Annotated in this window: 14 protein-coding genes; 11 read left to right on the top strand and 3 right to left on the bottom strand. The window is 62.0% G+C overall.

From position 1 onward, the window contains the following. Positions 1-78: 78 nt before the first annotated feature. Complete coding sequence (locus tag FIV35_RS20430; protein WP_034138378.1) at positions 79-2,154, top strand: PTS sugar transporter subunit IIC/EAL domain-containing protein; 2,076 nt, start codon at positions 79-81, stop codon at positions 2,152-2,154. On the opposite strand, the gene FIV35_RS20425 is transcribed toward FIV35_RS20430, so the two are convergent. Genes FIV35_RS20425 through FIV35_RS20415 form a run of 3 tightly spaced genes read right to left on the bottom strand, consistent with a single transcriptional unit; the run spans position 2,151 to position 5,434 of the window. Beyond that, positions 2,151-2,993, bottom strand: coding sequence for a metal-dependent hydrolase (locus tag FIV35_RS20425; RefSeq protein WP_034138377.1), 843 nt, complete (start codon positions 2,991-2,993; stop codon positions 2,151-2,153). The genes FIV35_RS20430 and FIV35_RS20425 overlap by 4 nt on opposite strands. A gap of 15 nt (positions 2,994-3,008) precedes the next feature. Then, the gene (locus FIV35_RS20420) at positions 3,009-3,899 is read right to left on the bottom strand and encodes an SDR family NAD(P)-dependent oxidoreductase (RefSeq protein WP_034113925.1); all 891 of its coding nucleotides are present in this window, start codon (positions 3,897-3,899) and stop codon (positions 3,009-3,011) included. Beyond that, entirely contained in the window at positions 3,896-5,434 is a 1,539-nt protein-coding gene (locus FIV35_RS20415; RefSeq protein WP_034138376.1) for a flavin-containing monooxygenase, read from the bottom strand. Before FIV35_RS20415 ends, FIV35_RS20420 begins: the two co-directional genes overlap by 4 nt. A 277-nt stretch (positions 5,435-5,711) precedes the next feature. On the opposite strand from FIV35_RS20415, the gene FIV35_RS20410 reads away from it, so the two are divergent. The 10 genes from FIV35_RS20410 (at position 5,712) to FIV35_RS20365 (ending at position 19,313) form a co-directional block, all read left to right on the top strand. Continuing rightward, positions 5,712-6,704: an alpha/beta fold hydrolase gene (locus tag FIV35_RS20410; protein ID WP_034138375.1), complete on the top strand. Its 993-nt coding sequence runs from the start codon at positions 5,712-5,714 to the stop codon at positions 6,702-6,704. A gap of 308 nt (positions 6,705-7,012) precedes the next feature. Further along, positions 7,013-8,293: an alkane 1-monooxygenase gene (locus FIV35_RS20405; protein WP_034113922.1), complete on the top strand. Its 1,281-nt coding sequence runs from the start codon at positions 7,013-7,015 to the stop codon at positions 8,291-8,293. Positions 8,294-8,426: 133 nt separating this feature from the next. Then, on the top strand, positions 8,427-8,921 hold the full coding sequence (praA, locus tag FIV35_RS20400) for an alkane oxidation protein activator PraA (RefSeq protein ID WP_034138374.1): 495 nt from the start codon (positions 8,427-8,429) through the stop codon (positions 8,919-8,921). A 133-nt stretch (positions 8,922-9,054) separates the two neighbouring features. Further along, on the top strand, positions 9,055-9,549 hold the full coding sequence (gene praB / locus FIV35_RS20395) for an alkane oxidation protein activator PraB (RefSeq protein ID WP_034138373.1): 495 nt from the start codon (positions 9,055-9,057) through the stop codon (positions 9,547-9,549). Between the two features lie 133 nt (positions 9,550-9,682). Beyond that, entirely contained in the window at positions 9,683-11,137 is a 1,455-nt protein-coding gene (locus tag FIV35_RS20390; RefSeq protein WP_034138372.1) for an outer membrane protein transport protein, read from the top strand. A 231-nt stretch (positions 11,138-11,368) separates the two neighbouring features. Continuing rightward, entirely contained in the window at positions 11,369-13,894 is a 2,526-nt protein-coding gene (locus FIV35_RS20385) for an acyl-CoA dehydrogenase (RefSeq protein ID WP_034138371.1), read from the top strand. 150 nt (positions 13,895-14,044) lie between these two features. Beyond that, on the top strand, positions 14,045-15,388 hold the full coding sequence (locus FIV35_RS20380) for a 3-oxoacyl-ACP reductase (protein ID WP_034138370.1): 1,344 nt from the start codon (positions 14,045-14,047) through the stop codon (positions 15,386-15,388). A 4-nt stretch (positions 15,389-15,392) separates the two neighbouring features. Then, entirely contained in the window at positions 15,393-16,283 is an 891-nt protein-coding gene (locus tag FIV35_RS20375) for a MaoC/PaaZ C-terminal domain-containing protein (protein ID WP_034138369.1), read from the top strand. Then, a complete protein-coding gene (locus FIV35_RS20370) occupies positions 16,280-17,578 on the top strand; it encodes an acetyl-CoA C-acetyltransferase (protein WP_034138368.1) in 1,299 nt (432 codons plus the stop codon). The genes FIV35_RS20375 and FIV35_RS20370 overlap by 4 nt, the downstream gene beginning before the upstream one ends. A 31-nt stretch (positions 17,579-17,609) precedes the next feature. Next, a complete protein-coding gene (locus FIV35_RS20365; protein ID WP_034138367.1) occupies positions 17,610-19,313 on the top strand; it encodes an AMP-binding protein in 1,704 nt (567 codons plus the stop codon). The last annotated feature ends 792 nt before the right edge of the window (positions 19,314-20,105 follow it).

Below are 20,105 nucleotides of genomic sequence, written 5' to 3'. Positions count from 1 at the left end.
TGCCAGGACGTGTAGCGTTAGCCCGTGTTTCCGGGGCCCTGCCTTAAAGGGCGTATGCGATGGGCAGAGGGATGGGTCATGGTGCAAACGCTCTCCAAACTTTTCTTCACCCAGCGCCTGGCCGCATTGGCCAGCACTGAGTCATTACGGGCGATCCGCGAAGGGTTGTTGTGGATTCTGCCCTGCCTGCTGGTGTCGGCCGGTTTCTTGATTCTGTCCGAGTTGGCACGGGTACTGGGGTTTGAGCCCTCGGTGGTGGCGTTCCTCGCTGGGCTGCATAACCAGATCAGCTCGGTCATCCCGTTGCTGGTGGCGGCGTCCATTGGCTACATGTTGGCGATCCAGCATCGCCTACCGCAGTTGCCGGTTGCCTTTCTGTGCCTGGCCCATGTAGTGGTGGCGACATTCATCCTGCGTGACTTCCCCCGAGCCTCGGCGACCTTTGTGTTGTTTATCGCCATCGCCTCGCCGCTATTGAACGTGCCGGCAGTGGCCTGGCTGCACCGTTATCGTTGGACCCGTCTGGTCAATGAGGACCTGGTAGGGCATAACCTGCGCGGCACCATCAATATGGTGGTGCCCGGCGCCATCACCGCCCTGGTTCTGGTGATAGTGCTGTCTCTGCTGCTACAGGTGCCTTATGTGGCGCAGTTGCAGGGGCCGCAGGTGCTGGATGCGCTGCAGTCGCCTTACGGCAGCGGCTTGTTTGTGACGTTGATGAACTCGCTGCTGTGGTTCTTCGGGATTCACGGCGTGTACGCCATGCAGCCGCTGTTCGATGTGCTGGATCAGGCCGTGGTGCTCAACGGCACGGCACTGGCGGCCGGCGAGCCGATCAAGTACCTCTTGAACAGCGGTCTGCTCGGCAGTTTTGCCTTTATCGGTGGCTCTGGCAGTGCGTTGTGCCTATTGCTGGCGATTCTGCTGTTTTCCAAGAGTCAGTCCATGCGCCTGGTGGCGGTAGCGAGTTTGCCGTTGTCGCTGTTCAACGTCAGCGAGGTACTGTTGTTCGGCTTGCCGATCATCCTCAACCCGCGGCTGTTCATCCCCTTTCTGTTAGTACCTGCCTCGAACGCGATGCTGGCTCTGGGGGTGGTGCATATGGGCTGGGTGTCACCGGCGGTGGCCAGCGTGCCGTTCACCTCGCCGGTGCTGCTCAATGCTTATCTGAGCACCCATGGCGACCTGGCGGCGGTCGGGTTGCAGGTGGCGTTGCTGGGCCTGGGTACGTTGGTTTACACGCCGTATGTTCGGGCAATCCATCGCCAGGCCAGTGAAGGTGGCACGGTGTACCTCAAGTCTCTGGACATGACCTTCCGTGGCCTGGAAGAAAAAGGCCGGCTGCGTGAGCTCGACCCGGTGCTGGCCTCCCACAAGACCCTGGCACGCCAGGCCAATGAGCTGAGTCGCATCCAGCAGATCAGCGACTATGATTTTTATCTGGAATTCCAACCCCAAGTCTCGACGCGCACCGGCCTGTGCACCGGTTGCGAAGCCTTGATGCGTGCCCGCGATGGCCAGGGCACGGTGCATTCGCCCTGGGAATTTCTGCAGTGGCTGGCTCAGGCGCAGTTGATGCCGGACGTGGATATGTGGGTAGCGTCCCAAGCCGTGCGCCAATACCAGCAGTGGCAAAAGCTCGGATTCACGCTGCCCATGACTATCAATATCTCCAGTGCGACCTTGACCGATGCCGCCTACGGCGAACGCCTGGTCGGCATTCTGGCCCAGGCTCACGGGTTGGTTTCCGTGGAAATCACCGAAGACGCCCTGGTCAGCGATATCCAGGCCACCCGCCAGACCATTCAGAAACTCCAGGCGATTGGCGCCAAGGTGTATATCGATGATTTTGGCACCGGGTTTTCGGCCCTTAGTTATCTGCACCAGTTTCCAGTGGACTTCATCAAGATCGACCGCAGTTTCGTAGTCGCCCAGCACGACCCCAAGGGCGTCCAGGTCCTGACGGGCATGCTGCGGTTCTGTGAAGCGCTGAACCTGGGCGTGGTGGTCGAAGGCGTCGAGACCGCCGAGCAACTGGCCTTCCTGAACACCGGCAGCGAGCTGTTTATCCAGGGCTGGTATTTCAGCAAGGCGCTGCCGGGCGATCAATTGCAGGGCTTTGTGCGCGAGCGTGCGGCGCTGGCGCAGACCTAGGCGGATTCGTAGCGGCGTCGGGTCTGTTCGATATCCTCGACCAACGCGTCGATACCGGCCAGATGCGCGCGGTTGTCGTGATCCCATGGGTGAAAGCCCGGTTTGAAGTAATGCAGCCACGGCACCAGCATGCGCGGGAATACGCCTTTGGGGCCGTACAGAAACTTGAGCATGCGCCAGAAGCCTTTGAAAAAGCCTCCTGCCTTGCGATCGGCCACCAGCAGGCGCACGTGAAAATCCAATACCACCAGCCAGAACAACAGCGTGGTGGTCAACATGGTCCCGGTGCGCAGCAGGTAGCGCGCGGGCCCAGGCTTGATCACCGTATTCCACACGTCAAACGCCACCGCTTTGTGCTCGGTTTCTTCCAGGGCGTGCCAGTACCACATTTGTTGGTAGCCCTTAAGTGAGGGGCCGAAGCGCGACGGGTCGCTGAGCAGGATCTCGGCCAGCATGGCGGTGTAGTGCTCCAGTGCGATGGTCACGGCCAGGTTGAAAGCCGGCGGCAGGTGTTTTTTCTGCCAGTCGAGGATGAATTTCAAGCGCCGGTCGAGGGTGTGCGCCGGCAGGCCCGCCGCTTGCAGTAGATCGTTATAGGCCACATGTTCGCGGCTGTGCATGGCTTCCTGGCCGATAAAGCCCTGGATTTCCTTTTTCAGCAGCGGGTCGTCGATGCGCTGACGGTAGTGGCGCACGCTGTCCATAAAAAACAGCTCACCCTGGGGAAACAGCAGCGACAGGGCGTTGAAGAAGTGCGTAACGAACGGGCCTTGCGCGTGCCAGTCCTTGATGCGCTCGGCGGGTAGGGCAAAACGGACATCGCGACGGATGGGTAGCATGGGCTGTGCTCCTGTTCAGAGACGGGACTCGTCATTGGTTTCGAAAACCGGCGTGCGCGGCTTGGGGGCCATGCGCTTGCTGGCGAACACCACCAGCGCCTGATAGGCCGCCGGCAGGCAGCGGGCGAGCAGGTCGAGGGCGTAGGCGTCGCGGCCGATCAACACGCGACGCTTGTTTTTGCGCACGCCGTGCAGGATCACTTTGGCGGCCTGGTCGGCATCAGTGATAAACAGTTTTTCGAAGTCGGCGCGGGCCTGTTGCTCGCTGTGGATCAGAAAGCCGGTCATATTTGCGTCGATGCGGCTACTGCGACAGATATCGGTGCGGATGCCGCCGGGGTGGACACAGGTGGCCGACACGCCGCAGCGTTGCAGATCGAGTTCCTGGCGCAGCGCCTCGGTAAAACCGCGCACGGCGAACTTGGTGGCGTTGTAGCCACTCATGCCGGGTTGGGCAAACAGCCCGAACACGCTGGAGGTGTTGATCACATGCCCCTCGCCGCTGGCCTTGAGGTGCGGCAGGAACGCCTTGGTGCCGTGGACCACGCCCCAGAAATTGATGCCGACGATCCACTCCAGGTCCGCGTAGTCCACGCCTTCCACGGTGCTCGACAGCGCCACGCCAGCATTGTTGAACACCAGATTGACCTGGCCATGTTCGTCCACGCAGCGCGCGGCCCAGTCCTCCACGGCCTGGCGGTCGGCCACATCAAGCACCTGGGTGGTAACCCGCACTGGCGACAGGGTGGAGGTCTTGATCAATTCCTGGGTGTGCTCCAAGCCTTGAGCGTTTTTATCCGCCAGCGCCAGGTGGCAACCTTCGCGAGCCAAGGCCAGGGCCAAGGCGCGCCCCATGCCGGAAGCGGCGCCGGTAATGGCCGCCACGCGACCGTTGAATGACTTCATGACAGGCTCCCTTCGATATTGGCGTGGGCCACCGCGACTGCGCGCGGCGTGGCGTTGGCCGTCGCTACGCCCGCTACATAGTCCTTGAGCGCGAACTGGCGGGTGACCTGCTTGAAGCGCCAGGTCGAGCCAGGCCACAGCGTGGTGTTCTTGCCGGTGCGCGGGTCCAGGTACCAGCTCTGACAACCGCCGGTGTTCCAGATGGTGCGCTTGAGTTTGTCCTGCAGGTGGGCGTTATAGGCCTGCTCCACCGACGGTTTGACCTCCACCGTGGCAATGCGCTGGCGTTGCATCTGCTTGAGCGCGTCGAGGATGTAGGCCACTTGGGCCTCGATCATCAGGATCATCGAGTTGTGCCCCAACCCGGTGTTGGGCCCGATGATCAGGAACAGATTCGGGTAGCCCGGCACCGTGGTGCCTTTATAGGCATGGGCGCCGTCGCGCCAGGTGTCCATCAGGTCCACGCCGTCGCGGCCAATGATGCAGCCACGGGGCAGGGGGTCGCTGGCTTGGAAACCGGTGCCGAAGATCAAGCAATCGGCCGGGTGCTTGATGCCGTCGGCGGTGATCACCCCGTCCGGCTCGATGCGCTGCACGGCCTCGGTCACCACCGCCACATTGCTGCGCGACAACGCCGGGTAATAGTCGTTGGAGATCAGCACGCGCTTGCAGCCGATGGTGTAGTTCGGGGTGAGGGTTTTGCGCAGGGAAGGGCGCGCCACTTGTTTATGCAGATGGCGCAGGGCGATGCGTTGCACCGTCTTCATCAGTCGCGGGTGCAGCGCAAAGCCCACCACGCGACCTTCCAACGCCCAGTAAAACGCGCTGCGCACCAGGCGCTGGGTGAAGGGCAGGTGCTTGAACAGCCAGCGTTCGAACGGCGAGATCGCGCGGTCGGGCTTGGGCATGATCCACGGTGGGGTGCGTTGGAACAGGTCGAGGTGGGCCACCTGCGCAGCGATCTGCGGCACGAATTGAATCGCACTGGCGCCGGTGCCGATCACGGCCACGCGCTTGCCTTTCAACGCGTATTCATGGTCCCACTGCTGGGAGTGGAAGCGCTTGCCCTTGAAGCTGTCCAGGCCCGGAATATCCGGCAGCGCCGGACGCGACAGGCCGCCCATCCCGGATACCAACACCCGTGCGCTCACCTGGCGACCATTGCTGAAACTCAATTGCCAGCGTTGCTGTGCTTCGTCGAATACCGCACGGGTCAGCCCCATGCCGAAGCGCAGGTAAGGCGCCAGGTCGAAACGGGCGGCGCACTGCTCCAGATAAGCGCGGATTTCCGCCTGCGGCGCGAACTGCCGCGTCCAGTTCGGGTTGGGCGCAAACGAAAACGAATAAACATGGGACTGCACATCGCAGGCACAACCGGGGTAGTGGTTGTCGCGCCAGGTGCCGCCGAGGCTGTCGGCCTGTTCGGCGACGAAGAAGTCGCGAACCCCGGCTTCCTTGAGTTTGATGGCCATGCACAGGCCGGCAAAGCCTGAGCCGATGATGGCGATGTCGATCGAGTCACTGTGGGCATTCATAGGCTGTCCTTGGTGGGCATCGCAGGTGCTCCTGTTTTTGTTTTGTCGTGTGGAGAGAACGCCATTGCAAAGGAAAATTTAATTAATTATTTTAAAAAAGATTTTAAATAATCTACCTGAAAATATCGCCTACGCTAGGTCCTTGTCTCAAATGTGCGATTTGTCCGACGGACGCGCACGCTGTGCATGAGGTTCGGGTCCAGGGTGTGGACGGTGGCCAAGGCCCGACCAATTCCGGTGGGGTGCGCGGCGGCAGGGAATGCAGAGGACCGAGCGCATGACGATGGAATGGGTGGTGGCTGCGGGTGTGGGGGCGTGTGTGCTGGCCTGGGGCTTTAGCGCCTGGATGACGCGGCGCATTGAAGCGGCGGTGCCGCGCGACGGGTGTGTTGTCGAGGTCGACGGCGAACGCTTCCACTATAGGGACGAGGGCAAAGGCCCGCCGCTGGTGATGATTCACGGGCTGATGGGCAGCAGTCGCAACCTGACCTACGCCTTGTCCGCACAGTTGCGCGAGCACTTTCGGGTGATCACCCTTGATCGTCCGGGCTCGGGTTATTCCACGCGCCAGGCAGGCACCGCAGCCGACTTGCCGGGGCAGGCGCGGCAGATTGCCAGGTTTATACAGACGCTGAGCTTGGACAAACCCCTGGTGTTGGGGCACTCACTGGGCGGTGCGATTTCGCTGGCGCTGGCCCTGGATCATCCTGAGACGGTAGCGGGCCTGGTGCTGGTGGCGCCGCTGACTCATCCCCAACCGACTTTGCCGCTGGTGTTCTGGTCACTGGCGGTACGTCCCGGTTGGCTGCGCCGCTGGGTCGCCCACACGCTGACAGTGCCCATTGGCCTGTTGACCCGCCGCACGGTGGTCAAGGGCGTCTTCGCGCCGGACGCCGCCCCAGACGATTTCGCCACCCGCGGCGGGGGTTTGCTAGGCATGCGCCCGAACAACTTCTATGCCGCCTCCAGTGAAATTGCCCTGGTCAACGATGACCTGCCGCAGATGGTCAAGCGCTACCCGCGCCTGACCTTGCCCATTGGCCTGATCTACGGCGCCCAGGACCGCGTGCTGGACTTTCGCAAGCACGGTCAGGCCCTCGCCGACGCGGTGCCGGGCCTGAAACTGCAACTGGTGGAGGGGCGCGGCCATATGTTGCCGATTACCGCCACGGCGCGGGTGGTGGAGCTGGTGCAGCAGGTGGCCAAGCGTGCGCGGCCGCTGCAAAACGTCACGCCTCTACCTCCGCCCGTTGCGCTGACGAATAAATAATCGTGAGGTGGGTCGTGGGCGAGGGCGAGGCAAAAGGTTGTTTTAGAGACCTGACTGCGCAGCAGAAAAACAGACTGCGCAGTCACGTCAAAAAGCCCTCGACAAAGTAGTTGACGACCTAACGATTCCGCGCTATCTATTTAAAAAAATATTTCAATATTTATTTTGAAATGAATTTTTTGAAGTGCCTAAGAGCGAATAACAATGAAAAAAACGCCTTTTGTCGCCCGTTTATGTTCCCGCAGCCTTCTGCGCTCCATGCACCTGGTGTGTGCCCCTCTGTCGGCGCGTGTCGCCCGGAGGTTGCCATGAACCAGACCCTTACAGCACCGACCGTATGGGCCGACGGTAAACGCCACCTGTGGTGGCTGGGCATCATGCCCCTGGCCACACCGTTGTTGTCCGGGGCATTGGCGATCAGCACCGGTATCCAGCAACTGTGGTGGGTCGGGGTGCTGGTGATCTTCGGCCTGATCCCGCTGATCGACGGCCTGCTCGGCGAAGATGTCAGCAACCCGCCGGAATCCGCCGTCGGCCACCTCGAATCCCAACGCTATTACCGCTGGATCGTCTACACCGGCGTGCTGTTCGTCATCGCCTCGGTGGTGATCACCGGCTGGCTCGCTGCGGGCGGTATCGCCTGGATCATCGACGGCGGGCTGATTCGGGCCACCGCCCATCTCGACCCGGCTAACTGGATGTCCCAACTGGCCACCTACGTCACCGCCCGCACGCAATTGCATGGCGAACCGAGCTGGTTCACCTACCTGGGCATGGCCATGTCGACCGGCGCCGCCACCGGCATCGCGATCAACACCGCCCATGAGTTGGGGCACAAACCCAAACCCCTGGAAGTGTTCCTGGCCAAGGTCACCCTGGCGCCGACCTTTTACGGGCACTTTTACACCGAACACAACCGTGGCCATCACGTCCGCGTGGCCACCCCGGAAGACCCGGCCAGCTCGCGTCTGGGCGAGAGTTTCTGGGCCTTCCTGCCGCGCTCGGTGTGGTTCAGCGCACGCTCGGCGTGGAACCTGGAGCGTGAACGCCTGCGCAAACTGGGCCTGCCGGCCTGGCACTGGAAAAACGGCGTGCTCAGTGCCTGGATGTACAGCGTGGTTCTGTGGGGCGCGATGATCGCCTGGCTGGGTGCCGCGGTGATTCCATTCCTGATTATCCAGGGCATCTACGGGTTCTCGCTGCTGGAAGTGGTGAACTATGTCGAACACTACGGCCTTAAACGTCAGAAGTTGCCCAACGGACGTTATGAGCGCTGCTCGCCGCGGCACTCCTGGAACAGCAATCGGATTGTCACCAATATCTTTCTGTTCCAGTTGCAGCGACATTCCGATCACCATGCCAACCCCACACGCAGTTACCAGTCGCTGCGTCATTTCGATGAGTCGCCGCAACTTCCCTACGGTTATGCGAGCATGATTGTCTGGGCTTATGTGCCGTACTTGTGGCGCCGACGCATGGACCATCGGGTACTCAAGCATTATGCCGGGGATATCACCCTGACCAATTTGCAGCCGTCACAGCGTTTGAAGTATCTGGAAAAATACGGGAATAACGCGACCCCATTTTAATGTGATTAAAGCGAGCGTTAACGGCGCCAGATATATCCAGCGTGGGGGTTTTGTCGCCCTCGATTTACCGCTCAAGTTGTCAGCAAGTTGTGTTTGACCCGAACAAAAACAATTAAAGGGAAGGACGTCCATCATGCAAGCACATACCAAATTCACTGCCCATGTCGTACTGGCCGCGTTGGGCCTGATCGCCTACCACCAGGCCCAGGCTGCCCGTATCGAACCGGCGGGTAGCGCCTTTACGGCTCAGGGGCCGATCAGCTTTTCCAAGGGCGCGCTGATCAGCGCCGATTGCACCATCAAAGTGGCGGGAAAAGTGGCGGCCGATGGTTCATCGGTCAATGTCGACAAAGTCGAATTCGACGGCGGCCTCAAGTGCAGCCGGGTCGAAGCGATTAACTTGCCGTGGATATTGGTCGCTAAAGACAGCCGCAGTGGGTCTATGTCGAAAATCAGTGTCGACGTACATGCTTTCGGCCTGGGCGGTAAGTGCGGTCCTTCCACCGCCGACGGCACCTGGGATAACGCCACCGGCAAGTTGGAAGCGGCCAATGTGCCGATTGGCGAAGACTGCAAGATTAAAACGGTGTCGATCAAGATGCCGCCTAACTTCAAAGTCGTTGAATAGCAACACAGGTTAATAGCGGTAATTACATTGAGATTTGGCTGGAAAGGGAAGTTCTGCAGTTTCACCGTGACCTCTCGTTCATGGCCATTACCCCCTGGCGAAATGAATTCGCCATAACATGTGAGGAAAAACAATGAAAAGCTTGAAAACCCTCGTATCGTTGTCTGCTTTGGCTGTCTGCATGGGTGCTGCGTCGATGGCGAACGCCTATAGCATCGCTCCGGTCAATACCAGCTTCACCGCGCCAGGCACGATTTCGGTGAAATCACCTTCTTCGTTCCAGGCCACCGTTAACTGCGGTGCCACTTTCACCGGTAATGTCGACGCCACTGGCGTTGCCAAAATCACCGGCGTAGCGGTCACCGGTGGCGGGCTCTGCGCCTTGCCGAAAATCACCGGGCTGCCTTGGACCCTGACCGCCACCGGCCCGTCGGCAGGTTCCGTGACCAACGTCGGCTACACCATTGCTGCCTCGGTTCTGTACCCGGCTTCCAATTGCGGCCCGTCCACCATCGCCGTGGGTTACAGCGGTGGGGTGCTGACGGCGGCCAACCAGACCCTGAGCGGCAGCTGCACCGTCGTCAGTCTGAGCGTCACCCCAAGCCCAGCGCTGACCATCGTGCCTTGATGGTCGGCTGAGAACGAAGGGCTGATCACCCGTAAAAAAACCGGCGCCCTGAATGGGCGCCGGTTCAAGCAGGGCCAGGCAGCAAGACGAACCGGCAGCGCCGGCTCAGAGCGATAATAATAAGGAGTGCCGCATGAATAATAAGAAACAACAGATGCAGGTTTTGCTGGGGCTGGCATTGATAGGCGGCGTGGTGATGACCGCACCTGTTCAGGCCGGCGGTTTTTCAACACCCACCTATGGCGCACCAGGCTGGGGCCGGGCCTTTGCCGGCGGTTCGCTGTTTAAAAACGATCCCAGCTCGGCGTATAACAACCCGGCCGCCATGGCCTTCGTCGACCGCAATGTGGCGCAACTCACCGTCGACTACGCGCGCATCAAGATCAAGTACAAGGGTGATGCCTTCGACTACGCCGGCAACCCGATTTCCAGCACACCGTTGGACGCCAACGGTTTCCCTGACGTGGCTGCGACCACGCAGAATAACAACGACGGCGGCGAGGGTGGTTTTACCGCCTGGTTACCCACCGGCTTTATGGTTATGCCCCTGGGGGACCGGTTCGCGTTTGGCTTGAGCCAGGTCGTCCCACAAGGCATGCGTTCCACCTGGGATGAAAACTCCAAACTGCGCGACTTTGCCGTGGACACCAAAATCGAAACGGTGGGGCTCACAGGCTCCTTGTCCTTCAAGGTCAACGATCAGTTCTCCCTTGGCGGCGGGTTGATCGTGCAGCACAGCAAGGGCTTCGTCAGTCAGAACGTCGACCTGCTGTCCGCCGCCGCCGTGTCCGATTCGGTGCTGGGCGGCATCAACTTCCCGTCGGATGTGGGCACCGCCCTGATGCGGGTGAAGGTCGACAATATTTCGACCGGCTGGTTTACCGGTATCGTGTGGAAACCCACCGACCGCGACACGCTGGGCCTGAACTACCACGCCAAGATCAAGAACAAGATGACCGGCAAGTACACTGTCCGTGCCGATCAGTTCTCCAATAACCTGATGACCCAGCCGAGCCCGTTTGGCGGCACCGGTACGTTGGTCAACACCGCCTATCCAGGGCTTGAGTTGTACCCGAACGGTGCCCATGCCAGCGTGCAATTGGACATTCCCGCCACAGCGGGCCTGGACTGGGTGCATCAGTTCAGTGACCGCTTCACCATGGGCGCAAGCGTCACCTGGACCGAGTGGTCATCGTTCAAGGACCTGACCCTCGAATCCGCGGGCACCACCGTTGTCTCCATTCCCTACAACTATAAGAACACGTGGATGTATTCGTTGGGCGGCGACTATCGGTTGACCGATGAATTGACCCTGCGCGCCGGCGTGGCCCTTGACCAGACACCCACCCGCAACTCGACGCGCGACCCGCGGATCCCCGACGGCGACCGTACGTTCCTGTCCTTGGGCGCCGGTTACGACGTCAAAGCCGTCAAAGGCTTGAGCCTGGACTTGGCGTATTCCCACCAGTTCGTTCAGGAGGTCAAGCTCAAGACTCAAAACGTCGATCGCCTGGGCGGCGCGCGTCTGGATGGTAAAGCCGAGTCGTCGGGTGATGTAGTGAGTGTATCGGCCACGTACGCGTTCTGATTCGAAGCTGATCGGTCAGGGCAGTCAGCGCATCTGGCTGCCTCGTTCGACCCTTTTTCCGACAATCCGGCTGAGCCCGCTCAGCCGCTATTTTTTTGGCTCAAGCATTAAATAAAAATTTCAAAACAAAATTTGAATTTGTGTTTCCCAGTTTGTAGTGTGGCGTTACGCCGCTGTCGCGTTTGAGCGAGCTGCGTAGGTGCCGTGCCCTGAATCGAGTAGAGGTATCCCATGGTTATCTGGTTATTGGCGGGTTTCGTAGCGGCGCTTGCCCTGGCGTATCGACAAGCGGCGGCGGCCCAGTGGTTGGGGGTCAGCCTGGTGTGGCTGGCATTCGGTTACCTGTTTTCCGTGGTCGCCGGCGTTGGCGTCACGGTCGCGGCGCTGCTGGTGGTGGCGCCCGCGCTGCTGATGACGATCAAGCCTTTGCGCCGCGCGTTGTTGACCAGTAAAGCCCTCGGCCTGTTTCGTACGATCATGCCGGCCATGTCTGATACCGAGCGCGCAGCCATCGAGTCCGGCACGGTGTGGTGGGACGCCGAACTATTCAGCGGCAAGCCCAACTGGCAGCGGCTGTTACAGGCCGCTCCGGCCAGCCTGAGTGCCGAGGAACAGGCGTTTCTCGATAACGAAGTGGAAACCCTGTGCGACATCGCCAACGATTGGGAAACCACCCAGGTCTGGCAGGACATGTCGCCCGAAGGCTGGCAGTACACCAAGAGCGCCGGGTTTCTCGGCATGATCATTCCCAAGCAATACGGCGGCAAAGGTTTCTCCCATTACGCCCATTCCCAAGTGGTGATGAAGTTGTCCACCCGTTGCTCGGCGGCGGCGATTTCGGTGATGGTGCCCAACTCCCTGGGCCCGGCCGAACTGCTGCTGCATTACGGCACCGAGGCGCAGCGCAATTACTACCTGCCGCGCCTGGCCCGTGGCGAAGACATCCCGTGCTTCGCCCTGACCAGCCCCTATGCCGGCTCCGATGCCGGGGCGATTCCCGATGTAGGCATCGTCTGCAAAGGCGTGCATGAAGGGCAGGAGGTGTTGGGCTTTCGCGTGACCTGGGACAAGCGCTACATCACCCTCGGCCCGATCGCCACGGTGCTGGGCCTGGCATTCCGCGCCGAAGACCCGGACGGCCTGCTCGGCGCGGCCGGCTCCCTGGGCATCACCTGTGCGTTGATTCCCACCTCCCACCCCGGCGTCAACAGCGGCCGGCGGCACTGGCCGCTTAATGCGGTGTTCCAGAACGGCCCGACCACCGGCAAAGACGTATTTATCCCACTGGACTGGGTGATCGGCGGCCGCGAGCAGGTCGGCAATGGCTGGCGCATGTTGATGGAATGCCTGGCCGCCGGCCGGGCGATTTCCCTGCCGTCGGCCAACGTCGGCCTGGGCAAGGTGGCGGTACGGGGCACGACGGCCTACGCCGCCATGCGTAAACAGTTCGGCCTGCCCATCGGCAAGTTCGAAGGGGTGCAGGCGCCGCTGGCGCGCATGGCCGGGCATTTGTATGCCTGCGACGCGGTGCGCAAAGTCTCGGTGGCGTCCCTGGATGCTGGTGAGAAACCCTCGGTGATCTCGGCCATCGCCAAGTACCACGTTACCGAGCGGGCGCGGATGATCGTCAACGACGGCATGGACATCGTCGCCGGCAAGGGCATCTGCATGGGCCCCAATAACTTCCTGGCCCGCGCCTATCAGCAAAGCCCCATCGCCATCACCGTGGAAGGAGCGAACATCATGACGCGCTGCCTGATCATCTTTGGCCAGGGCCTGATCCGTTGCCATCCCTATGTGTTCCGCGAGATGGAAGCGGCGCGCAACCCGGACCGGCGCCAGGCCCTGGAGGCCTTCGACAGCGCCATGTTCGGCCACGTGAGTTTTGTGCTGGCCAACACCGTACGCGCGGCGGTGCATGCACTGACCGGCGGCAAGCTGATTGCCGCACCGGCCAAGACCGAACCGGCGCTGGCGTCCTACTACCGCCAGGCCAACCGGCTGTCGGTGGTGTTGGCGTTGATCTCGGATATCTCCATGGGCGTGCTGGGCGGTGCGCTCAAACGCAAGGAAAGCCTCACCGGGCGCCTGGGGGATGTGCTGTCGCAGTTGTACATCTTGTCGTGCGTGCTTAAACGCTTTGAGGACGATGGCCGGCCCCAGGCGGACCTGCCGCTGGTGCATTGGTCGGCCCAGGACGCGCTGCTGCGCGCCCATGAAGCCCTGGCCGAAGTGCTCGACAATTACCCCTCCAAAACCGCCGCGCGTGTGGTGCGGGCCTTGAGTTTTCCGTTCGGTCTGCCCTTGCGCAAACCGTCGGACCGCCTGTTGGCCGACGTCGCCGATGCGGTGCAGACCCCCGGCGCCACCCGCGATCGCTTGCTGGCCGATTCCTACATCCCGCGCCCGGAAATCGACAAGCTGGCCTACGGCGAACTGGGTTTCCGTTTGCTGCCCCAGGTCGAGCTGATCGAAGCGCGCCTCAAGCCGGCGATCAAGCAGGGCCTGCTCGAACCGCTGCCGGTGTCGACCACTGCGTTTACCGCCTGGCGCGTCAAGGCCCGGGCCCTGGACTTGATCAGCGACGACGAAGACACCTTGCTCGCCCGCTACGTGGAATACGCCGATCACGGCATCCAGGTGGATGACTTCCCTCAGGACTTCGGATTGTTGGAGGCGTTGCAGCAACGCAAGCAGGCGCTGGAACCGGTCGCCAAGCGTCGTACGACCCAGGGCGAAAACGCCTCGGTCAACTAAGAAAACCCCGGTCAGTGTAGGAGGGGGCTCGCCCCCGATAGCGGTGGTTCAGCCAATGAGCCGGTGACGGCTAGATCGCTATCGGGAGCAAGCCCTTCCCGCATTGGATCGGGTTTACACGGTCAGAATGTGTTGAGAGTGATTGCTGATATGAGTGACAGCTACCTAACCTTCGTCAATTCCCCCTGGGGCCGTCGCCTGGCTCAGGCGGTGGGCTTGCCCCAGCCCTTGCCGCTGCAGCGCCATCGCAGTGGCCAGCAGGGCCTGGTCAATCCGGTGATCGTCGCCGGGGCAGGGCGCCTTACGGCCCAGGTGCAACGGATCTTCAGCGCCACCGACACGGTGGCCGCCACTGCAGCGACGCTCAAGGCGCCCTCCACGGTCAAGGTGCAGGGCGCGGTGTTCGATGCCAGCGGCGTGGCCAATCTGGAACAACTCGACGAGCTGTACGCGTTCTTCCACTGCAACGCCAAACGCCTCGGCCAGCACGCGCGGGTGGTGGTGCTCGGCACGGCGCCGGAGCACTGCGCGGACCTGCCCCAAGCCGTCGCCCAGCGCGCCCTCGAAGGTCTGGTGCGGTCCCTGGCCAAGGAACTGCGCCGGGCCATCACCGTGCAGTTGCTGTACGTAGCGCCGGGGGCTGAAGACGCGCTGGACAGCAGCCTGCGGTTTTTTCTGTCACGCCGTTCGGCCTATGTGTCGGGGCAGGTGGTGCGCGTGGAAGCCCCGGTGGACGGTCACGTCACGCTCAATTGGGATAAGCCGTTCGCTGGCCGCCGTGCGTTGGTCACCGGCGCGTCCCGTGGCATCGGCCTGGCGGTCGCTCAAGTACTGGCTCGCGACGGCGCGCACGTGGTGTGCGTGGACGTGCCCCAGGCCCAGGCTGCGTTGCAACAGGCTGCCGACTCAGTGAACGGTTCGGCGTTGCCGCTGGATATCACCGCGCCCGACGCCGCCTCATCGTTGCAGGCCCATGTCAGCCAGTACGGCGCCTTCGATGTGGTGGTGCATAACGCCGGGATCACCCGCGATAAAACCATCGCCAAGATGAGCGAAGCGGCGTGGCAGAGTGTGCTGGCGGTCAACCTGCAAGCGCCGCTGTGCCTGAGCGATGCGTTGCTGGACGGCCAGGGCCTGAATCCCGGCGGGCGTATTGTGTGCGTGTCGTCGATTTCCGGCATCGCCGGCAACCTCGGGCAAAGTAACTACGCCACTTCCAAGGCCGGGGTGATCGGCCTGGTGCAAGGGCTGGCACCACGGGCGGCGACCCAGCAGGTTACGGTCAATGCCGTGGCGCCGGGCTTTATCGAGACGCAGATGACTGCCCGCATCCCGTTGATGATCCGCGAAGCGGGGCGGCGCATGAATTCGCTGTCCCAGGGCGGGCAGCCGATCGACGTGGCCGAAACCATTGCCTGGCTGGCCCATCCGGCGTCGGGCGGGGTTAACGGCCAAGTGGTGCGCGTGTGCGGCCAAAGCCTGTTGGGAGCCTGATGCCATGGACGACCTGACGCAGATCATCGACCCCCCGCCGTCACGCACGCGACTGCTGCTGGATGGTGTGCGCGCACTGCGCAAACCCAAGCTCGACGGCGCGCCGCTGCTGCCCAAGGCGCGCCTGGTGCGCCCGGCGGTGGAGCTGTCGGCTGAGGGTATCGCCGCGTATGGCCGCGCCTGCGGCTTTCGCCGTGAGCAGGGCGTGCCGTTGACCTATCCCCATGTGCTGGCTTTTCCTTTGCACTTGATGCTGTTGACCCGCCCCAGTTTTCCGTACCCGGCCAGTGGCATGGTGCACTTGGCCAACCGTATCCGGCAGCATCAGCGCTTGCAGGAAGGCCAGGCGTTGCGGCTGGAAGTGTATGCCGCACGCTGGGTCGCGCACCCCAAGGGCCAGGCGCTGAGCATCGCCACCCGTGCCTATAGCGCTGGCGCACTGGTGTGGGAGGGCGACAGCCTGTATCTGCGCCGGGGCGTGGCCGATCCGGTCGGCGCGCCTTGGGACGAAGCGCTGGCGCTGCCTTCAGACAGTTTGGTACGCACTCAGAAGTGGCTGTTGCCGGCCGACCTGGGGCGACGGTTTGCCAAAGTCTCCGGGGACTTCAACCCGATCCACACCTCGGTGATCGGCGCCAGACTGTTCGGTTTTCGCCGCGCCATCGCCCACGGCATGTGGACCTTGGGCCGCGCGCTCGCCGCCCAGCAACCGCCGGGTGGCCTGGAGCGCGCCGAGGTGCAGTGCGAATTCAAGTTGCCGATCCTGTTGCCCGGCCAGGTTGCGCTGTGGAACTTACCCGCCAGCGGCCCGCGTCGCGCCTTCGAAGTGCGCAACGGTGCGGGCGACAAGCCCCATCTGCGCGGTCTGCTGTCCATCAATGAGAACCTTCAATGAGTCACTACAGTTTTAACCCGGCGCCGACCCGTCGCGTGGCGATCATCGGCGGCAATCGTATTCCGTTCGCCCGTTCCAACACCGTGTACGCCCACGACAGCAACCAGGATTTGCTGGTGGCGGCGCTGCAGGGCCTGGTAGACCGCTACAACCTGCACGGCCAGCGCCTGGGCGAGTTCGCCGCCGGTGCGGTGATCAAGCATTCGCGGGATTTCAACCTGGCGCGCGAGTCGTTGCTGTCTACCACGTTGTCGCCCGAAACCCCGGCCTACGACGTGCAGCAAGCCTGCGGCACGGGGTTGGAAGCGGCGTTGCTGGTGGCCAATAAAATCGCCCTTGGCCAGATCGAAGTGGGTGTCGCGGGGGGCGCCGACACCACCTCCGACGCACCCATCGGCATCAACGAGTCCCTGCGTCACACCTTGCTGGCGGCCAACCGCGCCAAGGGCTTGGGCGACAAGCTCAAGGCGCTGCTCAAGGTGCGCCCATCGATGTTCTTCAAGCCGCTGCTGCCGCGCAACGGTGAGCCGCGCACCGGCCTGTCCATGGGCGAGCACTGCGAAGAAATGGCCAAGCGCTGGCAGATCAAACGCCTGGCCCAGGACGAACTGACCCTTACCAGTCACCAGCGCCTGGCAGCGGCGTACCAGCGCGGTTTCTTCGACGACCTGATCAGCCCCCATCGTGGTCTGGCCCGGGATAACAACCTGCGTGCCGACGCCAGCCTGGAAAAACTCGCCGGCTTGTCCCCCGCCTATGACCGCCAGAGCGGCACGCTTACCGCCGGCAATTCCACGCCGCTCACCGATGGGGCCTCGGTGGTGCTGCTGGCCAGCGAAGCCTGGGCGGCCGAGCACGGTTGGCCGGTGCTGGCCTACCTGCGCACCGGCGAGACGGCGGCGGTGAATTTTGTCGACGGCAGCGAAGGCTTGCTGATGGCGCCGGCCTACGCGGTGCCGCGCATGTTGCAACGTGAAGGCTTGAGTTTTGCCGACTTCGATTTCTTCGAGATCCACGAAGCGTTTGCCGCCCAGGTGCTGTGTACGCTCAAAGCCTGGGAAGACCCCGTCTACTGCCGCGAGCGGCTAGGCTTGGCGGCACCGCTGGGAGCAATCGAGCGGGCCAAGATGAATGTCAACGGCGGCTCCCTCGGTTGCGGTCATCCGTTCGCCGCTACCGGCGGCCGGCAGTTGGCGGCGCTGGCCAAGGCGATCCATGAACGCGGCGGCGGTCGTGGCCTGATTTCAATCTGCGCCGCCGGCGGGCTGGGCATTACCGCCATCGTCGAAAAATAGCGCTGTCAAAAACAACAACAAGGAGACTGCCATGAACGCTATCAGCCTGGAACAACGCGAACGCATCTGGTTGGACGCTTATCTGCCCGGCGTTCCGGCGGATATCGACGCCGGCATCGAGGACTACCCGTCGCTGCGGGAGGTGTTCCTGGAACACCTGGAAAAATTCCGCGAGCGTGTCGCCTACGTCAGCATCGGCACCGAAATGACCTACGCCGACTGGCAGGTACAAGGCTTTGCGTTCGCTGCCTGGCTGCAGGAACAGGGCGTGCAGCGCGGCGACCGCGTGGCGCTGATGATGCCCAATTGCTTGCAGTACCCGATCTGTTTGCTCGGCACCATCCTGGCGGGGGCGGTGGTGGTCAACGTCAACCCGTTGTACACCGCCCATGAGCTCAAACATTTGCTCAAGGACAGCGGCGCCGAAACTGTGGTGATCTTCGAAAACTTCGCCCACACCCTGGAAAAAGTCATCGAAGGCAGCAGCGTCAAACGCGTGGTAATCGCCGCCATCGGCGACCTGCTCGGCACCTTCAAGGGCGCGGCGATGAACTTCATCCTGCGCTTCGTGCAAAAGCAGGTTCCGGCCTTCAACCTGCGCGGCTCGGTGCGCTTCAATCAAGTGTTGAAACAGGGCCGGGCGCTTTACCCGCAGCCGGTGGTCATGCAACTGGATGATCTGGCGTTTCTGCAATACACCGGCGGCACCACGGGGGATGCCAAGGGCGTAATGCTCAGCCATCGCAACATCATCGCCAACCTGTTGCAGGCCAAGGCGTGGGTCGGGGACCAGTTGGATCAGGACAAGCAGGAAACCAACGTGACCTTGCTGCCGCTGTACCACATCTTTTCCCTGACGGTGAACTGCCTGATGTTCATGTGCCTGGGCGGGCGCAATATCCTGATCGCCAACCCACGGGACGTGAAGCGAGTGCAGATGATCCTGCGCAAGGAGCGCTTCAACGGCATTGCCGGGGTCAACACGCTGTTCAACGGGTTGCTGGAGAACCCGGAATTCTGCGCGCGGGACTTCTCCGATCTGCGCATGGTCATCGCCGGCGGCATGGCCACGCACACCGCAGTCGCCAAGCGCTGGAAGGAAGTCACCGGGCTGCCGATCATCGAAGGCTACGGCCTGACCGAGTGTTCGCCGGTAGTGAGCATCAGCCCCATCGATATTTCGCGCATGCGCGAGATGGAATTCACCGGCAGCATCGGCGTGCCGTTGCCTTCCACCTGGGTGCGTTTTATGCGCGAGGACGGCGAAGTCGCCGATATCGGCGAACAGGGTGAGCTGCAAGTACGCGGCCCACAGGTGATGCAGGGCTACTGGAAGCGCCCCAAGGAAACCGCCGAAGTGCTGGACGCCGAGGGCTGGCTGGCCACCGGCGACATCGGCGTGATGGACGAGCGCGGCTATATCCGCCTGGTGGATCGTAAAAAAGACATGATCCTGGTCTCGGGCTTCAACGTGTACCCCAACGAAATCGAAGACGTGGTGGCCCTGCACCCCGGCGTGGCCGAAGTGGCGGCGATTGGCGTGGAAGACGGCGTGACCGGAGAGAAGGTCAAGATTGTCGTGGTGCGCAAGGATCCGAGCCTGACCCAGGAGCAAATCCTCGCCCACTGCCGGGAATACCTGACCGGCTACAAAGTGCCGCGTTACGTGGAGTTCCGCACCACCGAACTGCCCAAGACCACCGTGGGCAAGGTCCTACGCCGCGCCTTGCGCTGATGTCAATGTATGCAGCTGACTAAAGGTGGGAGGGGGCTTGCCCCGGATGGCAGAGTGTCAGTCTGTGTATTTTTTAGCTGATGCACCGCTATCGGGGGGGCAAGCCCCCTCCCACCTTTGATAGCCATTCCAGGCGATGTGGTTTCAGCTGACACTCCGAGTTGCCTGGATGTGGGGCCGCTTCGCAGCCCAGCGCAGGGCAAGCCTGCTCACTGATGTACATGTATGCAGCTGATCTAAAGGTGGGAGGGGGCTTGCCCCCGATGGTGGAGTGTCAGCCTGTGGTTTTTTAGCTGATGCACCGCTATCGGGGGCAAGCCCCCTCCCACCTTTGATAGCCATTCCAGGCGATGCGGTTTCAGCTGACACTCCGAGGTGCCTGGGTGTGGGGCCGCTTCGCGGCCCAGCGCAGGGCAAGCCTGCTCACTGATGTACATGTATGCAGCTGATCTAAAGGTGGGAGGGGGCTTGCCCCCGATGGCGGAGTGTCAGCCTGTGGTTTTTTTAGCTGATGCACCGCTATCGGGGGCAAGCCCCCTCGCACCTTTGATAGCCATTCCAGGCGATGTGGTTTCAGCTGACACGCCGAGGTGCCTGGGTGTGGGGCCGCTTCGCAACCCAGCGCAGGGCAAGCCTGCTCGCTGATGTAAATGTATGCAGCTGATCTAAGGAAACTCTGAAAAAGACTTTCTGATTTGGCAAAATACCGCGACCCCACCCACCGAGTTTCCCGATGAAGCAGATGACCTTCGCCGACGCCGAGTACGCTGGCAAGCGCAAGCAAACCCGCAA

This window comes from Pseudomonas rhodesiae, from assembly GCF_007858255.1.
Taxonomy (GTDB): Bacteria; Pseudomonadota; Gammaproteobacteria; order Pseudomonadales; family Pseudomonadaceae; genus Aquipseudomonas; species Aquipseudomonas rhodesiae.
Note: the sequence above shows the minus strand (reverse complement) of the source record. Positions and strands in the feature narration are given on the sequence as shown.

What these genes read in the sequence shown, in the direction of transcription:
- FIV35_RS20430 (WP_034138378.1), top strand. Translation starts at nt 79, where the DNA reads ATGGTGCAAACGCTCTCCAAACTTTTCTTCACCCAGCGCCTGGCCGCA.
- FIV35_RS20425 (WP_034138377.1), bottom strand. Translation starts at nt 2,993, where the DNA reads ATGCTACCCATCCGTCGCGATGTCCGTTTTGCCCTACCCGCCGAGCGC.
- FIV35_RS20420 (WP_034113925.1), bottom strand. Translation starts at nt 3,899, where the DNA reads ATGAAGTCATTCAACGGTCGCGTGGCGGCCATTACCGGCGCCGCTTCC.
- FIV35_RS20415 (WP_034138376.1), bottom strand. Translation starts at nt 5,434, where the DNA reads ATGAATGCCCACAGTGACTCGATCGACATCGCCATCATCGGCTCAGGC.
- FIV35_RS20410 (WP_034138375.1), top strand. Translation starts at nt 5,712, where the DNA reads ATGACGATGGAATGGGTGGTGGCTGCGGGTGTGGGGGCGTGTGTGCTG.
- FIV35_RS20405 (WP_034113922.1), top strand. Translation starts at nt 7,013, where the DNA reads ATGAACCAGACCCTTACAGCACCGACCGTATGGGCCGACGGTAAACGC.
- praA (WP_034138374.1), top strand. Translation starts at nt 8,427, where the DNA reads ATGCAAGCACATACCAAATTCACTGCCCATGTCGTACTGGCCGCGTTG.
- praB (WP_034138373.1), top strand. Translation starts at nt 9,055, where the DNA reads ATGAAAAGCTTGAAAACCCTCGTATCGTTGTCTGCTTTGGCTGTCTGC.
- FIV35_RS20390 (WP_034138372.1), top strand. Translation starts at nt 9,683, where the DNA reads ATGAATAATAAGAAACAACAGATGCAGGTTTTGCTGGGGCTGGCATTG.
- FIV35_RS20385 (WP_034138371.1), top strand. Translation starts at nt 11,369, where the DNA reads ATGGTTATCTGGTTATTGGCGGGTTTCGTAGCGGCGCTTGCCCTGGCG.
- FIV35_RS20380 (WP_034138370.1), top strand. Translation starts at nt 14,045, where the DNA reads ATGAGTGACAGCTACCTAACCTTCGTCAATTCCCCCTGGGGCCGTCGC.
- FIV35_RS20375 (WP_034138369.1), top strand. Translation starts at nt 15,393, where the DNA reads ATGGACGACCTGACGCAGATCATCGACCCCCCGCCGTCACGCACGCGA.
- FIV35_RS20370 (WP_034138368.1), top strand. Translation starts at nt 16,280, where the DNA reads ATGAGTCACTACAGTTTTAACCCGGCGCCGACCCGTCGCGTGGCGATC.
- FIV35_RS20365 (WP_034138367.1), top strand. Translation starts at nt 17,610, where the DNA reads ATGAACGCTATCAGCCTGGAACAACGCGAACGCATCTGGTTGGACGCT.